This window comes from Kiloniella sp., assembly GCF_048259265.1.
Lineage (GTDB): Bacteria > Pseudomonadota > Alphaproteobacteria > Kiloniellales > Kiloniellaceae > Kiloniella.
This window is the reverse complement of the sequence record NZ_JBLXHT010000011.1, coordinates 26,595-50,031: the sequence shown is the minus strand read 5'-3', so window position 1 is coordinate 50,031 and position 23,437 is coordinate 26,595. Positions and strand designations below refer to the sequence as shown.

Here is a 23,437-nt window from a genome sequence, read left to right as displayed (position 1 = left end):
TAACGTCAAAATAGAAGTTGCCCAAAGTAACTGGAGTTTTGGAGATACAATTTTTTTAAAATATTATGTAAAATTAAGATTTAAAAGTATCTCAAATGGACAGAATAAAAGCACTTGAACTTGAGGAACAGCTTAAAGGTAAAAGCATTGATGGTTGGACTATTGAGCATCTAATTAATCAAGGCAAATCCGCAGCAGTTTTCCTAGCTAGCAAAGAGCAAGAAAAATCAGCAGTTAAAATATTTGATGATGAGTTAATCGAGCGATACGGTGATGAAGTCCAACTCGCAAGGATAAAGCGCGAACTAACACTTGTTGGCCATAACCATCCAAATATGGTTAAATTATTTGGCGGCGGTATTGATGACATCACCAAAAATCACTACTTGGTAATGGAGTATCTAGACGGACCAAACTTAAAAGACTGTTTGCAGAAAATCCCGACCGAAAACATTGGCTCATTAATTGCCCAACTAGCCGATTGTGCTCGATTTTTAGAGAACCTCGACTTAGTCCATCGCGATATTAAACCTGAAAATATAGCCATTTTAGAAAACTATTCGAAGCTAGTCCTATTAGATTTCGGTGTCTTGCGTCCCGTTGGAGAACCTGGCATAACTGATGATAATGGCGTCCAACCTTTTGTTGGCACTCTTCAATATAGCTCCCCTGAGTTTCTTTTCAGAGAAGAAGAAGATTCGACCCTAGGTTGGAGAGCATTAACATTTTACCAAATTGGCGGCGTCTTGCACGATCTACTAATGCGTGAAGAGTTGTTTGCAGATCGATCTGTTCCCTACAGTCGATTAGTCCTTGCCGTTAAGGACGATGTTCCGACTATTCACAACAAAGCGGTTCCAAGCTACCTAGTCGATTTAGCAATAGTATGCCTCGCAAAAACACCTAAGGTCCGCACCGACATTTTAGGTTGGGATGATTTTTCTCCCCCTAAAGCAGATAATACAACTGCAGAAGCAGCAAAAACAAGAGTGACTAGTCGTCAAGCAATAGCCAAAGCTGTTCAAACAGACGAGACGAACAATGATGTTGACCCGAGTGAATTGCAACAAACTGTAATTGATACGATCAAGTTGAAAGTCCGTGGGATTCGCGCGAGTAATAGCTCTAGCCTTCCTCCAGTAGTCGTCACAAGATTTGAAAATGAAGTCACTATCACGCTAGGCCCGAACAATAACTTTAGTATGCCAATGAAGTTATCTATCTGCTACACAATTAATATTCTGAGCCCAAATATTGGAGCCATTGAGCTGTTTTCGTCAGCATATATTGGAAATCCTACACAGAATGCCAAACCAACAAAACTATTTGTCGGAATTTTTACGGAAAATGGAATTACAAGCATACTCGAAAATAGTATCTACGTGGCTGTTGAGCAGGCTCAAAATTATGGACCCAATGGTGTTAATCGAAATATAGATTTAAGTATTTTGGAAAGTTAAAAGCTATGGCCGAAACTTGGTGGACAAATGCTTCAGAACTGGATGAAGAGCAAAAAAAAGTCGTCGCACTAAACCCAGATGGACACCATCTCATTCTCGGGCCTCCCGGAAGCGGCAAAACCAATCTTCTACTTTTACGAGCTACATATTTATATAGAAATGGGTTGCAAAACCTTGTAGTACTCGCATTTGGGAGGGTTTTGAAAGAGTTTCTTGCATCTGGTTCTGCTCATTACCCATTCGATAATGATAAAATTCAAACATATGTAAAGTGGGGTAAAACTCTTCTAAGTGAAAATGGCATCACGATAGATGAACCGGATTTTGAATCTTTAAGAGCAAGGCTTTTAATTGAGCTTTCAACATTAGCAGAACTCAATAAGCCTGAAAATCAATTTGATTGCATCCTTTTAGATGAAGCGCAAGACTATTCCCCTAATGAACTTGAAGTGATCTCTAGATTTACGACACGGCTTTTTGCCGTTGGTGATAGTAAGCAACGCATCTCGACAGAAATTGATGGCGCTCTGGATTCCCTTAAAGAAAAAGGCGCAACAGTTTCAACTTTAACCACACACTACAGAAACGGTGTGTTTGTGTGCCGGGTTGCAGATGGAATTCAAAACCAAATTGATTCCGCAGCTGGCCTTGAAGCCACGACAAACTATGACGAAGAAAGCTTCCCATCAACAGTCATATCTAACACCAGCATCGACATCGAGGATCAAGTATATCAAGCAGTAGAGCAAATCAAAGTACAGCTAGATGCTTATCCAGATGAACTTATCGGAGTATTATGTCCGAGAAAATCTGAGCTTGCTACGATATCAGAGTTAATTCAAAAATCATCTATTGCCGATAAGGCTCATATTCAAACGAGTGACGATAAATACACAGCATTTGAAAAAGAGCGAAGAGTGATTGTAGTAAGTATTAATGGAGCGAAAGGACTTGAATTCCGCGCTGCTCATCTACTAGGCATGGATCTTGTGAAGAACTTTCGTCTTCAAAAAAAGATGTGCTATACCGCTGTCACTCGGTGTAAAACATCGCTATCTGTTTATCATCGTGGTACGCTTCCTGGCTGGTTTGAAAATGGGTTACAAGCTTGTTCAGCACCCCCAACTAAACCTCATCTTGATGATCTGTTCAAATAGGAACTCAGATGCTAATTTGCTTGTTAGATAGAGAGAGCTTTTTAGATTGGCTCGGCGGAAAGCCTTCGCCAAAACCTGTACGCTTAACCGCAAACAAAATGCGCCAAAACATAGAAAATAATATTGCACTGATATATGATGACCCGAAATTTCCCACTTCAAACCAACCAATAATTTCTATACCTCAAGATAAAATTTCTGACTTCTATGCTTTTGTAGGAACCTATGTGAAAGGTTTCACACCTTTTTCAGCGTTTTTCAAAGTTGTCCCATTTGAATTATTGCCTGAGTTATTGAACGCACCCCCATATCAGCAGGGAATGAGTTTACAATTTGAATGTTTAATTGGTGTTGCAATAGCCGAGGTTTACACTCAATCACGTGCGCGATTAAAAGCAATCGAAAAAATATCTGTTTCTGCAGTTCAAGCGACCCTGTCCGCATCTCTCATTGAAGCTGTTTGGCAAGGTTATACTTCAGAGAGAATTAGTGACATCTCTGACCGATGGCAGACAGCACGCGAACTAGAAGATTCTAGTAATCTTTTCTTAAACCCACAAAAAATAACGGAAATTTGGGAAATTATTTCAGAAGTAATAACCGAAAAAAACGCTCGTAAACCTCGTGGCTCCCGTAAAAAAATTGTCCAAGCTCTGAAACACGCCTTGTTAACCAATGCCTCTAGTCAAGAATACCTATCTTCATTTATGAAAGAGTTCCCTAACCTTGCTAAAAATGTTGCTGGCTTAAGTCGTTCTAGAGAAGAAAGAGTACGCATAGTGCGGAATGTTCTTCCCGAACTTTTTGATTCCTCTTCAGATTTACTTACAAGAGAATTCCTCGCAGGTACTATAATATCAATGATCGGAAACGGGTCATTTGCACAGCTATCTCTTCTAGATGACGTATTACCCAAGCTGCCTGCAGCAGCCCTATGGTTCGGTGTAGTGTCATCTCTCCAAAATGGAAATGATGCTTTGACTGTTGGCAATTGTCTTGGACGTCGTGTCGTTCGCGACATGTGTTCTAATACAAATATATTCGTTCCTATTAGGGAGGATATAGCGATTGAAGAACTAAAAATGTTCCGTAGTGAATCAAAATCGGCGCATCTTTTTAGAACGGTTCAGACAACAAGCATGACCGTTAACCTACTTGGCAATGTAAGCGGTCGCTTTAAGACAGGAGGCGCAGTCAACAATGAATTGGCACAGGGAAAACGAGACACAACATCTCCTGATAACCAAGAGAAAATTCAAGAAGTAATATACCTATTAGACCGTGCGCGTCGTGCGGTAGAAAAATTATCCCGCAATAGGCAAAGAGATTTATTTGACGAAAAATAACGTATTAGAAAAAATATACTCTTAACCACACTTGCGATTATATAAAGTTTCTTCACAATAGAGTTACCTTTGCCGTTCTAAAAAACTTCTCCAGCATATAAAAGTCTTTAATACTAGTGTTCACTAAGCTGGCGCCGAGGTTGCCTTAATTAGAATCAAAGCGGTGATCTTTGATGTTCGATCAAAAAACTCCGTTTCTCTCATCACCCAAAAATCACACCGCTTGTCACGGTACTGATCATCGCCCCGGTATTGATGGGGTGATAGATGGGCATTGGCGGTCGGGTGGCGTCTTCAACGCGTCGGTGGATCCACTTTCGGTCTTCCATGCGGCGCAGGGACTGGGACAGGGCGCGGTCTGTGATGGTTGATAGGTTGCGCTTGATCTCGCTGAACTGACTTGGTTTTTGCAGGGTTGCCAGCACGGGCAAGGTCCAGGATCTGCGTATCAAGTCCTGTTCTTTTTCTTCCGATACATCCAGAACTTTATGCGCCATTTCGGCTGCGGATTGGCCCAGCGGGGTCAGGCGGAATTCCGGGCGCAGGGGGTGGCCGTGGCCGGGGTTGCGTTCCAACAGGCCAATATTGATCAGATGCGCCATGCTCTGTGCGAAGGCGGTTCTGCTTGCGCCCGTTGCACTCAGCAAGGGGGCTTGCCGCCCCGCTATGCCAGCGTGAAGCTTTGCAAGGATGGGCAGTGACCATGCGCGTGATGTGATGTTGACAAATGCATTTATGTCCATAAAGTATAGTTACTATATTTTGAGAATAGAAGAAAGCCCCTAAAGGGAAAACCCCGTAAAAGAAGAGCCCCGTAAAGGAAAAGCTATGTCGCTCGTAAAATTGAATGAAACCATCACAATTGCCATGTCGGTCACAGACCGTCACAAAAGTGCGGATTGGTACAAGGAAATGCTCGGGTTTGAGGTTATGTACCATATGGATGAAGCGGGTTGGTCAGAGATTAAAACCAACACACAAAACGTAACAATCGGCCTTGGCGAGCACACAAAACCGGCACCGGGAAACTGTGTTCCTGTGTTCGGCATCGCAGACCTTGATAGCGCACGGAGCAAGATGGAAGATGCCGGGGTACGGTTTGACGGCCCAACAGACGTGGTTGAAAGCATGGTCAAAACGGCGACGTTCTATGACCCCGACAACAATGCGCTGATGCTTGCGGAAGATTTATCAGGGGCTGCGGGCTGATATGCCTTGGGGTTCGTTCTTTATACTCGTTTTTTGAGCGGGTGTTGTTTGAGGTTTGTTATTTAGACTGTTGCAGCAGGTCCGATTAATGCCTGCTTCTGGTGCACCAAACAATTCCCTCCCTCAACCACCGCCCCAGAACGATCTTTTCCAGTGTTTTAATTTGGTGCCGATGTTCACTAAGCAGGCGCAGTGTTTGCCCCGGTCAGCATCGGTGCAATGGATTTCAGTGTCGATTAAAAAGGATGCCTCTACCACAGAGCGTTTTCAGCCAAGACAATTTTCATCACGAGGCAATTTTCATTACGAGGCAATTCTCCATTGGCGTTTTTTTGCCCAAGAAGCTCCCCCACATAAGACATTACCTTTAAATCTGCATCTTTAAATCTGCGCCTTAAAGTCTGTGACGTTTGCCCTGATCAGGAATAGGTCATCCGGAAGGTGAGACAGATACGCTCGCCTGTTGGTTTGTTGGTCTTGGGGATCTGGTGGAGCCAGTAGTGCTGGGTTTCGCCCTTCATCAATAACAGGTTGCCCGCTTTCAGGTTGATATCGAACGGCAGGGTCTCGCCTGATTTTGGCTTGAATTGAAAAATCCGATCACCACCAAAACTGAGCGAGGCAATGGCCGGATTTGTGCCCAATTCTTCTTCATCATCCGCATGCCACGCGACGCTGTCTCGCTCGTGACGGTAGAGATTACAAAGCGCGCTGTTATAGGTAAACCCGGTTAAGTCTTCCACCCGTTGCTTGAGGCTTAACAGCAAAGGCGTCATCGGCCTTGCGGGCATGTACAGACGCGAATAGGTATAGTCCGACTCTCCGTACCATTGCTGTAAACGGGGGATCGGTACGGTCCGGCCATGGAGAGAGATATGCGCTTGCTGCCAATCCAGATCGGCTTTCAGCTGTTCAAAAATCTCTGCGCTTTCAGCAGCCGAATAGGCCTCTGGAAAGCATGAGATATCGGCTTGTGGGGCAGGATAGTGAATTACCCTAGTATCTAGAGTATCTAGGATTTCCGACGTATCTGGAGTATCCGGCGTATTTGATGTATCCGGCAATCTACCCTCCCCCACTTACCTTAACAGACTTAAGAATTGGCGGTCTATTCTTCGTCAGTCTCTTCTGGGTCAATCTCTTCTGCGCCAGTATCTTCTTCGGGAGATTCTTCTGCCGGAACTTCTTTCTTCGCAGCCTTTGTCTCGGCAGTTTTTGTACTCATAGCTTCGGCAGTCATAGCTTCGGCCCAAGCAAGACGGTTGGCTTCGCTATCTTCTTTTTCACCAAGGAAGTCTTGATAACTCTCGGGATCAAACGTGACGGGAACCAACGTGATGTCTTCCCTATTAAGCTCTATACGTGCGCGGGTGATTACCGTGCTGTACAGCTTGTGATAGCGGAATATTTTATAGAATCCCGGGTTCCACTCTTTGAACACTTTGTTGCCGAGATAACGTATAACGGGAACACTTTCAGGCTTACCTTTTTCTTCGACGATATCGTCGACGGTCGCCAGAATGTCTTCGGCATAATCCTCAATCATTTCTTCGAGCTTGAGCAGTTCTGTAGCTTTTTCATCAGGGATTTCGGACTTTCCCTGTACCCAGCTGAAAAGATCCCTTGCCGGGACTCTGAGAACGCCGGCGGCCTCGCGATGGGTCATGCCCATTCCAAAAATGATATCGTCCATTTGATCTGGTGTAAGTATTGACAATTTATAACGTCCTGTTTTGTAAGGGTATTGCTAAAACAACATGAACAGCAATAGCAATAAAGTTAGTAGGCCTCATCCGTGTTGAAGGTGTGGGATGGTATAAGGCCTGATTGTTCTGACGCCTATGTAGCATGATCTGACAGATTATGAACATATTATTTCAAAAGAATTTTGGCAAATTTTGCGTGACTGTTCAAATCGATTTAAAAAAACGGATTTGTGTGCATTACTTCGGGTTATCGTCAGTGACAAAGCCAGTACCTTCGGAAGCACCAGCGCAAGTGTTAAACCGCTGCGAAGTGCGACCAATTAAGGCGGCTTGGCGTCATAGAGGCTATGCTTGCATAAAAAACCATCTTATGGGCGATTAAACTCGTAGCGGCAGATTATTTTTAATATAAACTTAAAGAATGACTTAGATAATCAACGCTAAATTTCAAACTCACTAAATTTCAAACTCAGGGAGACATCGGAATTTTAAAGAAAATCTTCATTTTCTCTTTGTTTAAAATCATACTTGTCTTGGCTTCAATCTCACCCGTTACGACAACTGCGCAAGGCGCTGAACAGACAGTCGAACTTGGTTTGAAACCCAGCCTTGTTTATGATCTTTGGTCTAACATGAACAGGGCCGTTCTCACGTTTGCCACGCTCTATTCTGATGACCAAGTATGGCTTGAACAACTGCAAGATATGCAACCCAAAGCTTTTTCCGGCAAAATTCCTGCACATGTTTTAAAACGGGTCAAACTATTTCAAGAAAAATTGGATCATCTTGATGAAGCACCAAAAAGCGTAAGATCAGATACCCTGTTAGATCACAGCCTGTCTAATCTTCTTAGCAGTAAAAATAAAGAGATTACGCCCAGTCAAGTCTATCTGCATTCAGGCCAAGCCTTGATCAACATGTCTGAAAGTATTCTTTACAAATCATCTTCCCCAATTGAAATAAGCTCTTTTTTCAAAGAAAACAATATCATAGAAAAAACGCCCAGTGATGTATTTGGGCTGGTTGATCTTGCCATCCGGCGTATTGACGCAATTACTGCCCGTTCAAACAACACCCCGCTGATCGTTAAGGATTAAGCTCAATGAATAATCCGATGAAAATCCTCACGATCAGTCAACTTGGGAAATATCTACTCTTCTTTCTGGCCCTATCTGTGGTGATTACACTGATCCATAACTGGACCTTAATACGTGATATCAATGACCTAGATAGCTCATGGAATAAGAATGAGAGCAGTATCGTACAGAAACAGGCGTATCTTTCTACCCTTCGTGGCACAATTGGCTATGGCGGGATGATACATAACTTCAAAAACTACCTGCTCCGTCACGATAAGAAATATCTCCTCACGTCTCACAGGTCGATGCTTGAAGCAAAAATTATCATAAGCGCCTACAGGCTCATGAATATTTCTAAAGAAGAGGAAACTGCGCTTAATAATATTGAGCAAATGTTACGCGAATACCTCAGCGCAATTACCCATGCCGAATTATTGATCAACTCTGGCCAGTCTATTTCCCTGGTTGACGATCAAGTTGCCGTTGATGACACACCTGCCATCAACTCATTACTAATTTTAACAGAAACACTGGCCACACAACGGCAAAATAAAACAACTTATGTGTCCGATGAAATCAACTCGCTGACAAACCACATCACCTTTTCGACTTTCCTAACCGGAGGTTCCTTTATTCTGATTATCGTCCTCCTCGTATGGTTTCTACGTTATCGCCTCCTTTTACCCTTAGCGACTATGACCTCAAGAATTCGGGAAATTAACCCCAAGGCACCCGGAATTAACCGTCTGGAAATTACGGGAAGAAGCAAGGATGAACTCGGCCTCTTCATAGATGCTGTTAACCAGTTTATTGATTCTCTTGATACACATTTGGTTGAAAGACAGAATGCCGAAAAGGCGTTAGAAATCTCTAAAATTGAAGCAGACGAAGCCAATGTTGCCAAATCGAACTTTCTGGCAACAATGAGCCACGAAATACGAACTCCCTTGAACGGTGTACTAGGACTGGCACAGCTTTTACAGGATACTGACCTCAACCGCGACCAATCGAACAAAGTAACCACCATCCTCTCATCGGGACAGACACTCTTGGCAATTATCAATGATGTTCTTGATATGAGCAAAATCGAAGCCGGGGGGCTGGAACTGGAAGAACACCCATTTTCTTTATCGACATTAGTTTCAACAATCACCACACCTTTCCAAAGCTTGGCTGACGAAAAAGGCTTGGAATTAGCCGTGCATTCTGACGGAGACTCAGATCTAGTCTTAAAGGGAGACGCTGTAAGGCTACGTCAAATTTTATGGAATTTATTAAGTAACGCTATCAAGTTTACTGATCAGGGGCGCGTAAGCTTAGATATAGAAGTTATATCTGATAAAGAGAAGATGCAGAATATCGTTCCTGTTCCAAAGGATTATTTATTATATTTTACAGTTAAAGATACAGGTATCGGAATTGCCCCCGACCGCTGTGATGCAATTTTTGATGCTTTTACGCAAGAGGATAACACAATAACCCGTAAATACGGGGGTACAGGCTTGGGGCTGTCTATTGTTAAACAAATATCCGAACTCATGGGGGGAACGATTAAAGCGAAAAATAATCGGGGTGAAGGAACTAAATTTATAACCAGCATTCCATTTCAAGCTGCAACAGAAGAAGAAATTTCCCAGGTGTTGTTACGGGCACAAAACAACGAGCAGCCGGACCTACCTCCTCTCAACATTATACTTGCAGAAGACAATGCTGTTAACGCGCTTATCGCAAAAACATTTTTAACGAAGTTCGGACATTCTGTAAGGCATGTGGAAAACGGCCTTCTTGCTGTAGATGCAGCAAAGGATAACTGGGCAGATTTAATCCTTATGGATATCCATATGCCAGAGATGAATGGCATCAATGCAACGAAAACCATCCTTAAAACTGAAATTGGAAAAGATTTACCCATTATAGGGTTAACAGCAGAAGCCTTTGCTGACCGTCATATTGAGTTTATGAAAGCTGGCATGGTTGATGTTTTGACGAAGCCTTTTACAGAACAACAATTAGCAGACACGCTTACCAAAAATCACCCTGTTGAAAGGCGACGGAACAATCGGGATAAGATTGTAAATTCTTAAATTCTTCCCTTAAATTCTTCCGGTTGCGAGAAAGCTTGAGGGGCCAGAAAACCTCTCTATCCTAACACTTGGTGCTCAAGGGTGACCAATATATGTGGAGGAAATTTTCGTGCCCAACAAACTTACCTCAACCGTCCCAGAACGATCTTTTCCAGCGTATTAAAGTCTTTGTTACCGATGTCGATAAAACGGGCGCCGAGTTTGCCGTGGTCAGTATCCGCGCGGCGGATTTCGATATCGATCAAAAAGGGATCAGCTTTTTTCAGCAAAATTTCGAGGCTGACAATATCACCAACTTTCAAGCCTAGTCCTTCGATATCCAGCTTTTCGCCGTCGTCAACGATAACGTCCATATCGCCGTATTCTTCAAGGTCGGTTTCTTCGCCTTTGATGCCGACACCACCGGGGCTAATATCGTTAATGGTTACGCGGACACCCTTGAGAAGAGCTTCTATACCACTTAGTTTTGCGGCAAGGTTCACTGCACGGCGATGATCGCGTCTTCTTTCTTTGTTATAAACCGCTACTACCTTCGCCATAAAACCTTGTATCCCTTTTGATAGTGATCCAACCTAACTCTTCCTTATCGTTGTTTCATCGTTCGTGTAGGTCACTTACACGTCTTAAGTAAAAACTAGGTTTAATAACTATGGTTGTTGAACTTATGTAAGAATAGCACGAATATATCGGGAAATCATTTACAAAGCCATAGATAAAGCATTATGGATAATAGATGATTCATAAAAAAAATTAGCGAACAACAGCTCTTATATGCCTCAAAAATCGCAAAAAAAATTAACGTCACAAAAGAAGACCAAGCCAGTCGCCAAAGCATCTAGTTCATCACCGGACGCAAATCTATTAGCTATCAAATGGAATGACGTTTCCGTACGCCAATGGCGGGACCTTGTGCGCAAGGCAGAGCAATCAAACCTGTTGCAAAGCTGGCCCTATGCACAAGCCGTCTTGGTAACTGAACGTCTGGTTGGCAAGTTTGCAACGATTTATTGGCAAGGTCGTATTGTCGGTATCTGTCAGGTACTGGAACAGCGATTACTCGGCGTCTTTCACAAGGTTCGGCTCTATCGCGGGCCACTGTGGCTGGAACCCGATCTTCCGCAAGAGGTTCATGAATTTTTCTGGGCGGAAATTCAAAAACGCTACCCATCGCGTCCCTGGCGGTTTAGATACTTCCTGCCCGAAATGCCGGATACCGAAGCAAACCGTGCTTTGTTGGCGAAATTTGGCCTCAACCGAATTCAGACCGATGGCTATTCATCTATCTGGCTGGATCTGACTCAGCCCGAAGAAGCCTTACGCGCGAACCTGAAACAGAACTGGCGCAATACCCTTAATCAATCCGAGAAGAAAAACCTCTCGCTTGATTTAGACACAGAGGGCAAACACCTGAACTGGCTGTTGAAACTCAGCGAGATGGATAAGATCCTCAAAGAATTCAAAGGGCCAAGCCCCGCGTTGGTCGCACACCTAAAACGCTTTACAAAAGACCGTGGTGAATTCCTGTTGATGCGGGCACTACAAGATGGACCGAATGGGGAGCACAACAGAGAAGCCGTCGGAGCCATCCTATTGTTTCTGCACGAAGGCAGTGCAACCTATCTGGTGGGCTGGAATTCGCAAGAAGGGCGCGATGCCCGTGCGCACAATTACCTACTGTGGAATGCCTTGTTGGAGCTAAAAAAACGCGACGTCAAATGGCTCGACCTCGGCGGGATTAATCCCGATGATGCCAAGGGCGTGACCTACTTCAAAAAAGGCCTCGGCGGCACCCCTTTCACCCTCGTCGGCAGCTACAACTAGGTGGCGAGAGCCACTTCTCTTTATGAGTATTTTGCTTCCTTCATAGCCATTTACCTGTTCAATAGTTGCTATAGTCGATTTCTGTTCAAGGCGTGAAGAGAGACGTGTAGGCGACCTACACGAACGATGAAACAACGCAAAACAGGAGTTAAGTAGAGTAACTATAAGCTTTTCGGATGCGGACGCCGATCATATTCCCGGCAAGAGCTGCAAAGAGCCAGACCCAGCCGTGCACACTGCCCGATGCTACACCGCTGAAGAAGGCACCAATGTTACAGCCATAGGCCAAGCGGGCACCGTAGCCTAACATCAAACCGCCGATCAGGGCCGTAAGAATACCTTTGGTGGTGACGTTCTGCGATTTGCCAAACTTTCCGGCAAGAACCGCCGCGCTCATGGCCCCGGCGACAATACCGATGTTGGTAGCAGAGGCATCGCTTTTAAACAGGGATCTATCAAGAGCCGCCATCCGGCCCGACCAATAAGGAATATCGGACAGATCCGCGCCAAAGAAAGACACCATCTTGCCGCCCCACAGCGTAATACCAGATGTAATCCCCCACGGGTGCCCCAGCAACGCCAGCATCGCGAAGTTCAACAGAGCCAATGCCACCGCGCCGAGCACAAGCGGCCACGGACCTTGGGTTATCCGTTGGAATAAAGGTGTTTTGGACGTCCCCCCTGATTCTGTCATCAGAAGATTTCTGTTTTCGACCCTGCGGACAAAGAGATAGAGCAAGGCAAAGACAAACAGATGCAGAATCAAAGCCTGTTCCCACCCCCAGAGACTCACCATGGAAATCGCTTTCCACTTGGGCAGTGTATGCCAAAACGGCAGATGCACCGTTGCAATAACCGACCCCAACATAAAGGTGATCAGCGTCACCACCATGCGGACACTGCCACCCCCTACGGTAAAGAGCGTACCACTGGCACAACCACCCGCGATTTGCATGCCGATGCCAAAAACAAAGGCACCGACCACAACACCCGTTCCTGCCGGCGCCACAAAACCCGATGCCCTGTGCCCCAGAATAGTGCCGCTATCGAGTACCGGAAAGAAAAGTGTGACCGCAACGGCAAGCATGACAATCTGCGCCTTGAGCCCTGCACCCCAGCCCTCAATCAAAAAACGTCGCCACGCCGAGGTAAAACCGAACGCCGCGTGATAGAGGCTAATGCCCAAGGCAATGCCCAGCCCCGTCGCGATGGCTGGCCGTTGGCCCATATAGAAATACAACACAACAAGCGACAGCAAAGAAATTACCAGTGGCAAATATCTACTTGAGAAGAGTATGTAACTTGATTGCACTTGCATTAAAGGGTCCGTTTGATGGGCTGTTTTGTCAAATTTCGTAGTAGATTTCGAACCTATAATACCCATCCAATAACTCTTTTCCTTTCACAATTTTGTCAGAAGGCTGTGTCCGGCCTGTGAACTGTGCTTGAGTACAGAGACAAAAAGCAAAGCTATTCTGCTACTTTGGGACAGCGCGTGCCTTATCACGGTGATCACAACCACCTAAAACGCTAAGGTTTGACATCTTTTGAGCACTGGAAATTACGCCCCAATGCATGCCATATGGAATTTAAGAATTTAAAAATCGCCGTATGAAAATTGCTATGGAGGCACCCCGTGTTGTTTGATTGTCGTGGACACGCAGTAACAGCTTTGAATCAAAACGCCGTTGATCACTTTGACAATACAGTCTCCCTCTTTCTCGCCCATTCAAAGAAAGCACCCGACGCTCTCGGCCTGACACTGGTCGCCGATCCGCAAATGGTTCTGGCGTTGATTGCCAAGGGCTTTTTCTACAAAATGCTGGCCAAGGTCGAAACAGACCCCGTTGCGCTGGAATCCCTGTTCAAAGCAAAGCTATCGGTCAGAGAACGCGGTGCAAACCACCGCGAAAGCGAGCTGCTAACTGCTCTGGAAGAATGGTGTTACGGCAACCTCGACAAAGCAATCGTCAAACTTGATGCCTTGCTTGATGATTATCCCCTTGATGCCCTCAGCGTAAAGATCACCCACGCCTGTCAATTTATTCGTGGGCAAAACCACGGTATGCGGGCCTCGACCACGAAAATCATGAACGCATGGAACGAAGACGTGCGCGATTACGGCTTCATTCTGGGCTGTCACAGCTTTGGTCTGGAAGAAACCGGATCTTATGCAGAAGCAGAAAAAACCGGCAAGCGCGGTGTAGAAATCGCCCCGAACGATGCATGGGGCACTCACGCCGTTGGCCATGTTCTGGAAATGTCCAACCGTCCGTCCGAAGGTATTAATTGGCTGAAACAGTACCAAAACGAGTGGGAGAACTGTAACAACTTCTCGTACCACATGCATTGGCACAAAGCGTTATTCCATCTGGAACTGGGGCAAAAGGATGAAGTGTTGCGCCTGTATGATTGCTACATCCGTAAGGATCATACCGATGATTTCCGTGATATCAGCAACGCAGTCTCCCTGCTCTATCGTCTAGAGTTAGAGGGCGTCAACGTCGGCAATCGCTGGGAAGAAATAGCGAAGCTATCCGCCAACCACGTCAATGACCACAGCCTAGCCTTCGCCGATGCGCACTACCTTCTCGCGATCCTGAGCAGCGGGAACACCAAAGCAGCCGATGCCTTTATCGAAACTATGCGGGAAAAAGCAAAGGGTGAAGGAACAGCACAGGAAATCTTTCGCAACTATGGCATGCCATTGGCAAAAGCCATTCATGCCTGCAAGACCGGAAATGATGCGCAGTGCGTTGATCATCTGTTACCTGTCTTTGATGACTTGCAACAAATCGGTGGCAGCCACGCCCAGCGCGATGTCTTCCATAGGCTCCTGATTGATGCATCGATCAGGGCAGAGCGATACTCAACAGCCAAAGACCTTCTCGACACCCGACTGAAACAACGCCCGGAAAACCCTTGGGCCTTAAAGAGGCTGACAAAAATCCCGGGAACTGCAAAAGCAGAAAAAACACCACGAGAAACTGCGAATACAATACAGAATATCGAGTTGGTTTCCTAAATTTGATTAAGCAGACATACTTAGTTCAATGGGTGATCCATCGTGAAACCGATCAAGTCTAAAACGGCTTAGATCATATTCTATGGGTCGCCCACATATCAGATCAGCAACAATCTTGCCCATTCCCGGACCAATACCAAAGCCATGGCCACTCAAGCCTGAAACCATATAAAAACCATCTATGTAATCAGCTTGCGAAACAATTGGTAAAACATCTGGCGTGGTCTCGATCATACCCGCCCAACTCTCTACAAAAGCGGCATTTGCCAATTCAGGCATATGGGACTTTAGAGCTTCGCGCATTTGTTTAAGAATGTTTTCATCAGGTTTGGGGTTCAGAACTCTGTTTTGTTCAAATGGCGATATCTTAGCCGGATTAGTTTTAACCCGATGACCGACTTCATTAAAAAAAGATCGGTCAAACCGTAAAGAAACATCCCGATAAGATTTTTTCATCAAAGGTAAAAATTTGGATAAATACCTAAAACTATCGGGTGAAATTGAATGCGATGTTTGATCCGCAAGGGCAATGCTATATCCCCCATCTGTTCTTTTACGAAAAGCAATATTTTCTGATACCGCATTTCCTTCGAAAAAACCTGTGACAGGTTCCGTCCGCGCAACGGTGCCCTTAACTTTCAGTTGAGGAAGGGATATATTATGGATGCTCGCAAAAAGAGAAGACCATGCGCCCGCTGCTGATACAACTTGAGTAACGTTTACACGCCCTAGCTCTGTATAGACACCAGACAGTTTTCCCGCCATGACATCCAAGGAACGAACGGCGCAATTTTCAATAATTTTCACACCCAGACCTTGTGCTGCAGAGGCAAGCCGCGGAACAGCAATCAAGGGTTCTGCCCGGCCATCAGAGGCAGTATAAATCGCACTCTTCCAATACTTGTTTTCCTGACCTAACAGGGATTGTACTTCCCGCGCACCTAACAGCTTCGTATCCAGATTGTGCTGGCGGGCTATATCAAGCCAATCCTCGTTTTCTTGCTCCATAACATCAGTTTCGGCAAGATAAAGACAACCACATTGTCGAAAACCAAGGTCTTCGCCAATTTCCTCTGCCAGTCCCTGCCATATACGCAGGCTTTCTTTCATAATGGGCAATTCAGAGCTATGACGCCCTTGTTGGCGCACCCACCCCCAGTTACGACTGGATTGCTCGCCTGCTACCCGCCCCTTTTCGCAAACCAGAACTTTCTTTCCCTGCTTCGCTAGAAAATAAGCGATAGAGATACCTATAATGCCTGCGCCAATAACGACGACATCAACATGTTTCGGAATTTGATCGTTAAAAGTAATTGGAGAGTTTTCATTTAAAATCATTGGAATAAGCGCACCCGTTAACAAAACCCAATGAATCTATAAACTTAAACACGAACTAAGAACAGCGAAAACCGTTTAACTTTCCCGACAGGAATAGTTACTGAATTTATATCCTTGGTGTTATTCTAATACCGGGAAAAATCGACCAACGTAGAACAGTATAAAACGGTTGGTAAAATCATAAGATTCACTTCCCCCTGCAATCAGGCACTTTACCTTAAGAACACAAAAAAGAGTTTCTGTCTGCTGTCGCTGCCGGGATGATATTATTGTTTTCTGAATTTAACCCCGCAGTATCATCACGAGTTTCCTTTAGAAGCTTTTGGGTTTTTTCTGATTTTTCGGCTTTAAACTTGCTATCTATAAAAACCAATGCCTGTTCAATTTCGTCCCGCCATAGCTTCCATGTGTGATTACCATTGGTTATCCGTAACTCGGATGGAAGCTTCCTGCTCTTGAGTTCTTTATAAAGCGCAAAGGTGCCTTCGTAGAGGCCAAACCAGTCATCATCCCCAACCGTCAGATACGTATGAGGAAAGCTTTCAGGCTTAGCCTTTTCCAGTGCGGTGAACACATTTTCTCGGTTAAATGTCTCAATAGAAAAAGGATCGCCATAGGCACCGGCAAAAAGCTTTATCTGAACCGGTTTAAAGTTATCAGCGCTTTCAGTATTCGGGAAAATTGCTGGGCTTAAAGCAGCAACCGCGACATAGTCTTCCGGCGTTTCAAAGGCAAATTTTAGGGCCCCGTAGCCGCCCATGGACAGTCCGGCAATGGCGCGTTTTTCTTTGGAAACTTTGTTAGCAAGAAGGTCTTCCATCACCACAAGAAGCTCTTGTCCAAGGCCGGATTGAAAGGACCCATGCTTAGCTGAGTTGAGATACCATGACTTCCCCGCCGCGGGCATAACTACCACCATGGGATTAATCACTTGATCAGCGATCAAACGATCCAATGTCTTAGCAACCTGCCCGGCTTTCAACCAGTCTTCATGGGACCCACCGTACCCATGTAAAAGATAAAGAACGGGGTATAAGCGATTATTAACACAATATTTTTTAGGAAGGTAAAGCGAATATTTTAACGGATCTTTGAAGCTAGGCAGAACAACGTTTTGATCCTTAATCACGAGACCTTGCGCAAAGGCTGTTAAGGACCACAACAGCCCAAAACAGATGGTTCCAATCCCTGCAAAGAGTAATTTAAGTGCGTTACGCAAGTGTCTCCCGATCAACGAAATTTTTGATTATTCTGCAGGCTGAGCCACAGTCCTGTTCAAATCAGTTTCTGGTTTTGTCTCTAACTGGATTGGCTTATTTGGAGCCTGTCGCCACGGGGATGATTTTACCCACCCCATCAGGTATGCATAGCCAATGAGAATAGACATTCCAGAGAGATTCACAATGGTTAGAGCCAAGGCATCGCGACCGATCTGATCCAGAACAATACCGCCTATCCATGACAAGGTCATGCCCAAGAGGAAAACGGGCAAAGCTTGTTGTCCGCATTTGATCAACGGCTTGAAATAGCGATGCCTCAAGATCTGTTCCCGCCCTTTCAGCAAGGTCACGCAAATATAGGCTAGGGCTAAAAAGTGTAACCAGCGTAAAAGCCCAAAGTTGGTTTTCTTGAACCCGAATATCAGTTCGGTGCGGATTTCTTTCAGCTCTGGTATCGCCCGCATAATCGGCCAGTTACTGATCGGAACCAGTGCTAACACAAAAATTATACAGACAATGAGCAACCATTTGTTTGGTGGTGGCGCCTTGATCCAGCCCGCAGATATGGCAAAGCCCGTGAAAAACAGTAACTGCCACGTCAACGGATTGAAAAACCACGGACGATCTGAAAAAGGTTCTGCGGGGAATTCAAGCTGCCACTGCCAACTTGCCGCGTATAAAGCGATTGAGAAAACAGGGACCAAATAGGGGTGAACGCGCGCAATAAGAATTACCACAGGAACAAGCGCCAAAACCCCAATATACATGGGCATGATATCGAAAAAATTCGGAACATAGGTCAAGGTGAACAAGGCACCAAGAGCTTCGGTCGTATTATCGAAGAAATAAGGAAGGTTTAATTTGGTAATATAGTTAAAATCAACAAAATAAGCTGTTGCGACAGCACAGACCGTCGCCAAAACAAAGAACAAGCCCAAATGCGCCACATATAGCTGAACACAACGAATTACAATGCGCATGGTTCCCATAAGAAAACCGGATCGGCGAAAAGTACCACCAAAGGCAATTGCCGCTGCAAACCCCGAACAGAAAACAAACATTTCAGCCGCATCACTGGGCCCAAATCGTGCTGGGATGAACTTTGCCCAAAAATTACTGGGCACATGAGCGACAAAGATAATCAGCATGGCCACACCCCGGAAAAAATCCAGTCGTGGGTCACGCTCTTTTTTAACAGACCCAATAGTTTGGGCAGTTTGAGCTGTGGGACTTAACTTGTTTTCTGTTGGTAGCTCATTCGCTTTGTACATGCGCTCTTTATCCGGCCGATTCATAATTCGTAAAAAGAGGTCTCTATATTGAAAATGATACCTAATCAACCACAGGTACAGTAAACCCTGTTCGCGAACTTGTGATGAGGATTGTATGTCCCTTCACTTTGGGAAAGCTTACAACAAACCAATCTGTTATGGAGAGGCACAAATCATAATAAGGTAAACAAAATGCAATGACACAGAAATATCCCTTGAAAAACGATTACATTTCAGCGACTTCCTCTGTATTAATTCAAACTTGAATCATTGCACAATGAACCGTAGAAAATTCCTTCTTTCATCCATAGCGCTCTCTACCACAGGGTTAATTCCCAGTGTTATTTCGCGTCCTTTTGCCAGTAACACCACTGCCAAGGACGTTACCCGTTATGACGATGTCATAGAAAAAGCACAGATTTTATCGCAAACGGCCTACAGCAAACCCGAAAGCACCATAAGTGATTTCTGGAAAAGTATGTCCGTCGAAGAATTTTCCAAGATTTACTATAACCCGAACAAACCACTTTGGAATGATGACGGCCCCTATCAGCTACAGTTTTTCCACCCCGGCGGCCCCTGGTTCCACGATACGGTTGATATCAACCTACAGGAAAGCGGCAAAGAAAAAGATCAAACTATCCAGCCCGGTATGTTCTGGTACGAAGGCAAACAGCCAGCATCATCAGATATGGAAGACCTGCACTTTGCGGGTTTTCGGGTTCATCACCAGCTCAACAGCGAATATTATGATGAACTGATCTCTTTCCTTGGGTCCAACTATTTTCGCGTTTTAGGCCAAGGACAGCAATACGGTCTTTCGATTAGAGGGTTGGCAATAGATACAGCAGATCCGGCAGGCGAAGAATTCCCCCTATTCAAAGAGTTTTGGCTAGAAAAACCAACCAAAGACTCTGATAAAAATGACCTCGTCATTATGGCACTGATGGATAGTCCAAGTGTATCCGGTGCTTATCGTTTCACAATCCAACCGGGCAAAGACACTGTTGTTGATATTGATGTTTCTCTTTTTGCCCGCAAAGACATCAAAAAACTTGGTCTGGCACCTTTAACAAGCATGTTCCTATTTGGTGAAAACACAAAGGGTCTGGATGATTACAGACCTGAAGTGCATGATTCCGATGGTCTGATGGTCTGCACATCTTCTGACGAATGGATCTGGCGTCCATTAGCCCGACGTAAAAACGTCACTATTTCTGCTTTCGTAGGTGAAAATACGAATGGCTTTGGCCTTTCACAGCGTGATAAAGATTTTAATCATTATGGTGATCTGGAATCTCGATACCAAAAACGCCCGAGCATCTGGATAGAACCCAAACAAAACTGGGGTCACGGACATGTAGAACTGGTTGAAATTCCTTCGGATCTGGAAACGACAGACAACATTGTCGCCTATTGGGTTTCTGATAAACAAATGAAGGCTGGCAGTTCGTTACAATACGGCTATCGATTGACCAGCTATCTGGAATCAGAGCAATGGCCGCCCGCAGGGAAATCAATGAGTACCCGTGAAGGCCCCGCCAACAGAGCAGGATTTTCCTATGGGCACAGTGCTCAAGCCCGTTTTTTTGTTGTGGAATTTGAAAGTACTGAACTGGGTGATCTACCAGCTGATAGCTCTATTGAAGCCATATTCGAGTGTCAGGCAGGAAATATATACGACGTAAAAACCTTTAAAAATACAGAAAACAAGCTGTGGCGTGTCGAGTTCAACATGGAACCGGAAAACGACCAGCCTTGTGATTTACGCGGGTATCTGAAGCTTGGCGATCGCGCCCTGACAGAAACCTGGACTTACCTCTATACAACTAGATATGCCTAAGGCTGGATAAACTTAATGAGCCATAAAACCAACAGTTCATGCAAGATTGACGTCGCGGTTACAAAGCGTCGGCGCAGATCTCTGCTTCTTTTGTTGCTCAGCCTGACCGTCGGTGCCCTTAGTACAAACTTGGCACTCAACCTTTTCGAAAACGGATTAAGTCTGCTCGAAGGGATTTATGTCCTTCTTTCTACAATTGCCTTTCTTTGGATCAGCCAGTCTTTCTGGACCTCTGTTATCGGCTTTATCATTCGTGCTTTTCATAACACAAATGCTGCTGAAACTGTGGCACCCATTGCCCGGGATCTGGACCATACTGCGGCCCCAAAAGGTAAAGTCGCCGTGGTTATGCCCGCCTATAACGAAGATCCTGACTTGGTTTTTCTGGGAATGGAGCAAACGCTACGATCTGTGCTGGCAACGGGACACGGTAATGCGTTTGAATTCTTCCTTTTAAGCGACACAACAGATCTTTCCATTGCGGCTCAAGAAGAAACATTGGCCCAGGAATTACTCCACCGTTATGCCCTACAGGGAAAATTCCACTATCGTCGTCGAGAAAAGAACACCCACCGTAAAGTTGGTAACATCAAAGATTTCTGTGATCGTTGGGGCGCTTCTTTCGACTATATGGTTGTGCTGGATGCAGACAGTATCATGTCGGGTGAAACAATCCTGAACATGACCAGAATGATGGATAACAATCCAAACACTGGTCTGATACAGGCATTACCCCGCGCCATGGGACAAAAAACCTTGTTTGGCCGCCTCACCCAATTCAACATCCGATTAACCGGCGAGTTGTTCACAACCGGCCTTAGTTACTGGACCATGAATGATGGTAACTACTGGGGCCATAATGCTATTGTTAGAATTGCGCCATTTATGGAGCACTGTGAACTTCCCATTCTTTCAGGTAAAGGCCCCCTATCAGGCGAAATTCTCAGCCATGATTTTGTCGAAGCTGCCTTTTTACGCCGTGCAGGACAAGACGTCTGGATATACCCCGAAGGCACAGGCAGTTATGAACAAGTGCCAACCAATATTCTGGATCACATTATTAGGGACCAGCGTTGGTGTCAGGGTAATTTCCAGCACATGCGTCTTGTATCAGAAAAAGGGCTTAAAAAGGTAAGCCGTATCCACATGCTTATGGGTGCGATGAGCTACGGATCATCTTATCTCTGGATGCTGCTGCTGTTAATGAGTGCCTTTTTGGTGACCGAGCGCACCATGCCGATCAGTCCTGTTATTCCACTGCCCTATGAATGGTCAATGCTGACACCCTACACAGCATCTCCTCTAACTTTGTTTATCATTGTTATGAGTATGCTGTTTATGCCAAAAATACTTGCACTTTTTCTGGCCTATAAAGATGCATCCGCATACGGTGGGGCATTCAAGCTTACAATAAGTTGTATTCTAGAGATGGTCTTCTCTGCAATTTCAGCGCCTGTTATCATGATATTCCATGTTCGCATTATTTCAGCCCTTCTGGTGGGTAAAACGGTGCAATGGAATGCACAGAGCAGAAGTGGCCGCAGTATTCCATGGAAAGAAGCTTTCAAACAACATCAGGCACACTTGCTTGCCGCTGCGGTCCTTGGGTCTGTTTATCTAAATCAAGCTCCAGAACTACTGCTTTGGCTGGCCCCAATCCTAACCGGTCTGATCTTTGGTGCTCCATTAGCCGTTGCCTTTGGGCAAGAAAAGATTGGTTTGTTTTTGCAACGACACGGTATTCTTCTGATCCCAGAGGAAACCAGACCACCCGAAGAATTACCGTTGATATTTACACAAAACATACAGGAAAGCAGCTCATTAGTCTCAACAGAACTTTCCCCTAAAGCTGCCGAATAAAGTCCCTTTACCTCACAAAAAAACAACCCCAAATTGATAATCAATTGGGGCTGTTTTTTGTGCTGGAATATCTGGATCAGGTGGCTTTTATATCCTTCTTTTTATCCTTGAATGCGACAAAAGCAGTAGCAAACAGAATAAAACAACCTGCGATATAGAAATTATATCCCGGTATAATACTGAAGAAAAATAAATCAGAAAAGACAGCAAAAATCAGTGACAGATACTCAAACGTCGCCAATTTCGATGCTTCACTGAACTGATAGCTCAGAGTCATCATAATATGTGCCACACCACCAGCAAGTCCGGAGCCAATAAGCAGCATTAGTTGTGTACTATCAGGGGATGGCCATCCAAAGGGAAGAGTTGCCAAACCAGCAAGCGTACAAGTCAAAGCAAAATACAATGCAATTGCCCCTGCGTTTTCAGTCAGGGCCAAACTGCGAATTTGAATTTTTGCAATTGCCGTAAATCCTGCCGTGGCAAACCCTAAGCCAACACCGATCAAATAGCCCTGATCAACATTGAAACCATTTAATTGAGGTAAAATAAGCACCAGCATTCCGGCGAAACCAAAAACGACACCGACCCAACGCACCCCAGAAACGGCCTCACCAAGGACCAGCCTTGCCAATAGAACCGTCAGGATCGGCGCCAAATATCCGATGATGGTCGCATCGGCAATTGGCAGGTATTTCAGCGAAGCAAATGAAGTAAACATTGCAACACACCCAAAAAGACAACGTGCGACGTGCCCCCCCGGCCGTTTGGTTTTTAACCCTGATGGAAAATCACCCGTCATAAACAAAAAAATGACCAGAGGTATCAACGCAAAAGCACTTCGGAAGAAAACCGTTTGGCCAACAGGAAAATCTGTTGCGAGCATTTTTATGAAAAGGACCATAATCGTAAAAAATATTGTGGCACCTATTCGTAACGAAATGCCTTTAAAATCAGAACTCATTTTATTTTTCCAAAGCCCAGTTATCTTTTTAAAGTAAGGTTATTTTTAAAATGG

General features: G+C 45.0%; 19 protein-coding genes. 10 read left to right on the top strand and 9 right to left on the bottom strand.

What is annotated here, in order from left to right:
- The first annotated feature begins 95 nt into the window (after window positions 1–95).
- From ACN0QW_RS16250 to ACN0QW_RS16240, 3 genes are read left to right on the top strand one after another with little or no spacing between them, the layout of a single operon-like run.
- Complete coding sequence (locus ACN0QW_RS16250; RefSeq protein WP_417432850.1) at window positions 96–1,460, top strand: serine/threonine protein kinase; 1,365 nt, start codon at window positions 96–98, stop codon at window positions 1,458–1,460.
- A gap of 5 nt (window positions 1,461–1,465) precedes the next feature.
- Window positions 1,466–2,617, top strand: coding sequence for a UvrD-helicase domain-containing protein (locus ACN0QW_RS16245; RefSeq protein ID WP_417432849.1), 1,152 nt, complete (start codon window positions 1,466–1,468; stop codon window positions 2,615–2,617).
- 8 nt (window positions 2,618–2,625) lie between these two features.
- Window positions 2,626–3,963 carry a hypothetical protein gene (locus ACN0QW_RS16240; protein ID WP_417432847.1) on the top strand — a complete coding sequence of 446 codons (1,338 nt, stop codon included), beginning with the start codon at window positions 2,626–2,628 and terminating at the stop codon, window positions 3,961–3,963.
- Window positions 3,964–4,166: 203 nt separating this feature from the next.
- On the opposite strand, the gene ACN0QW_RS16235 is transcribed toward ACN0QW_RS16240, so the two are convergent.
- The gene (locus tag ACN0QW_RS16235) at window positions 4,167–4,610 is read right to left on the bottom strand and encodes a winged helix-turn-helix transcriptional regulator (protein ID WP_417432845.1); all 444 of its coding nucleotides are present in this window, start codon (window positions 4,608–4,610) and stop codon (window positions 4,167–4,169) included.
- A 181-nt stretch (window positions 4,611–4,791) separates the two neighbouring features.
- Between ACN0QW_RS16235 and ACN0QW_RS16230 the strand changes: the two genes are divergently transcribed.
- Window positions 4,792–5,172, top strand: coding sequence for a VOC family protein (locus tag ACN0QW_RS16230; protein WP_417432843.1), 381 nt, complete (start codon window positions 4,792–4,794; stop codon window positions 5,170–5,172).
- Window positions 5,173–5,591: 419 nt separating this feature from the next.
- Here the strand turns inward: ACN0QW_RS16230 and ACN0QW_RS16225 are convergent, their stop codons facing one another.
- Both ACN0QW_RS16225 and ACN0QW_RS16220 read right to left on the bottom strand, forming a co-directional pair.
- Entirely contained in the window at window positions 5,592–6,251 is a 660-nt protein-coding gene (locus ACN0QW_RS16225) for an alpha-ketoglutarate-dependent dioxygenase AlkB family protein (RefSeq protein WP_417432841.1), read from the bottom strand.
- Window positions 6,252–6,280: 29 nt separating this feature from the next.
- Entirely contained in the window at window positions 6,281–6,889 is a 609-nt protein-coding gene (locus tag ACN0QW_RS16220; protein ID WP_417432840.1) for a DUF4447 family protein, read from the bottom strand.
- A gap of 522 nt (window positions 6,890–7,411) precedes the next feature.
- On the opposite strand from ACN0QW_RS16220, the gene ACN0QW_RS16215 reads away from it, so the two are divergent.
- On the top strand, window positions 7,412–7,975 hold the full coding sequence (locus tag ACN0QW_RS16215; protein ID WP_417432838.1) for a hypothetical protein: 564 nt from the start codon (window positions 7,412–7,414) through the stop codon (window positions 7,973–7,975).
- Between the two features lie 5 nt (window positions 7,976–7,980).
- A complete protein-coding gene (locus tag ACN0QW_RS16210; RefSeq protein ID WP_417432836.1) occupies window positions 7,981–10,041 on the top strand; it encodes an ATP-binding protein in 2,061 nt (686 codons plus the stop codon).
- A 122-nt stretch (window positions 10,042–10,163) separates the two neighbouring features.
- Here ACN0QW_RS16210 and ACN0QW_RS16205 read toward each other — a convergent pair whose 3' ends face one another.
- On the bottom strand, window positions 10,164–10,580 hold the full coding sequence (locus ACN0QW_RS16205) for a PilZ domain-containing protein (protein WP_417432834.1): 417 nt from the start codon (window positions 10,578–10,580) through the stop codon (window positions 10,164–10,166).
- Between the two features lie 232 nt (window positions 10,581–10,812).
- Between ACN0QW_RS16205 and ACN0QW_RS16200 the strand changes: the two genes are divergently transcribed.
- Window positions 10,813–11,862, top strand: a complete 1,050-nt coding sequence (locus ACN0QW_RS16200) for a lipid II:glycine glycyltransferase FemX (protein ID WP_417432832.1) — start codon at window positions 10,813–10,815, stop codon at window positions 11,860–11,862.
- A gap of 148 nt (window positions 11,863–12,010) precedes the next feature.
- On the opposite strand, the gene ACN0QW_RS16195 is transcribed toward ACN0QW_RS16200, so the two are convergent.
- Complete coding sequence (locus tag ACN0QW_RS16195; RefSeq protein WP_417432830.1) at window positions 12,011–13,180, bottom strand: YeeE/YedE family protein; 1,170 nt, start codon at window positions 13,178–13,180, stop codon at window positions 12,011–12,013.
- Between the two features lie 318 nt (window positions 13,181–13,498).
- On the opposite strand from ACN0QW_RS16195, the gene ACN0QW_RS16190 reads away from it, so the two are divergent.
- Complete coding sequence (locus tag ACN0QW_RS16190; RefSeq protein ID WP_417432828.1) at window positions 13,499–14,887, top strand: tetratricopeptide repeat protein; 1,389 nt, start codon at window positions 13,499–13,501, stop codon at window positions 14,885–14,887.
- Window positions 14,888–14,893: 6 nt separating this feature from the next.
- Here ACN0QW_RS16190 and ACN0QW_RS16185 read toward each other — a convergent pair whose 3' ends face one another.
- The 3 genes from ACN0QW_RS16185 to ACN0QW_RS16175 form a co-directional block, all read right to left on the bottom strand.
- Window positions 14,894–16,225, bottom strand: coding sequence for an NAD(P)/FAD-dependent oxidoreductase (locus ACN0QW_RS16185; protein WP_417432826.1), 1,332 nt, complete (start codon window positions 16,223–16,225; stop codon window positions 14,894–14,896).
- 217 nt (window positions 16,226–16,442) lie between these two features.
- The gene (locus ACN0QW_RS16180; RefSeq protein ID WP_417432824.1) at window positions 16,443–17,444 is read right to left on the bottom strand and encodes an alpha/beta hydrolase; all 1,002 of its coding nucleotides are present in this window, start codon (window positions 17,442–17,444) and stop codon (window positions 16,443–16,445) included.
- A 27-nt stretch (window positions 17,445–17,471) separates the two neighbouring features.
- Window positions 17,472–18,716, bottom strand: coding sequence for an OpgC family protein (locus ACN0QW_RS16175; RefSeq protein ID WP_417432822.1), 1,245 nt, complete (start codon window positions 18,714–18,716; stop codon window positions 17,472–17,474).
- Window positions 18,717–18,993: 277 nt separating this feature from the next.
- Between ACN0QW_RS16175 and ACN0QW_RS16170 the strand changes: the two genes are divergently transcribed.
- Both ACN0QW_RS16170 and mdoH read left to right on the top strand, forming a co-directional pair.
- Window positions 18,994–20,559 carry a glucan biosynthesis protein gene (locus ACN0QW_RS16170; RefSeq protein WP_417432820.1) on the top strand — a complete coding sequence of 522 codons (1,566 nt, stop codon included), beginning with the start codon at window positions 18,994–18,996 and terminating at the stop codon, window positions 20,557–20,559.
- A 15-nt stretch (window positions 20,560–20,574) separates the two neighbouring features.
- Window positions 20,575–22,419, top strand: coding sequence for a glucans biosynthesis glucosyltransferase MdoH (gene mdoH, locus ACN0QW_RS16165; RefSeq protein ID WP_417432818.1), 1,845 nt, complete (start codon window positions 20,575–20,577; stop codon window positions 22,417–22,419).
- 76 nt (window positions 22,420–22,495) lie between these two features.
- Here mdoH and ACN0QW_RS16160 read toward each other — a convergent pair whose 3' ends face one another.
- A complete protein-coding gene (locus ACN0QW_RS16160; protein ID WP_417432816.1) occupies window positions 22,496–23,383 on the bottom strand; it encodes a DMT family transporter in 888 nt (295 codons plus the stop codon).
- Window positions 23,384–23,437: the final 54 nt, after the last annotated feature.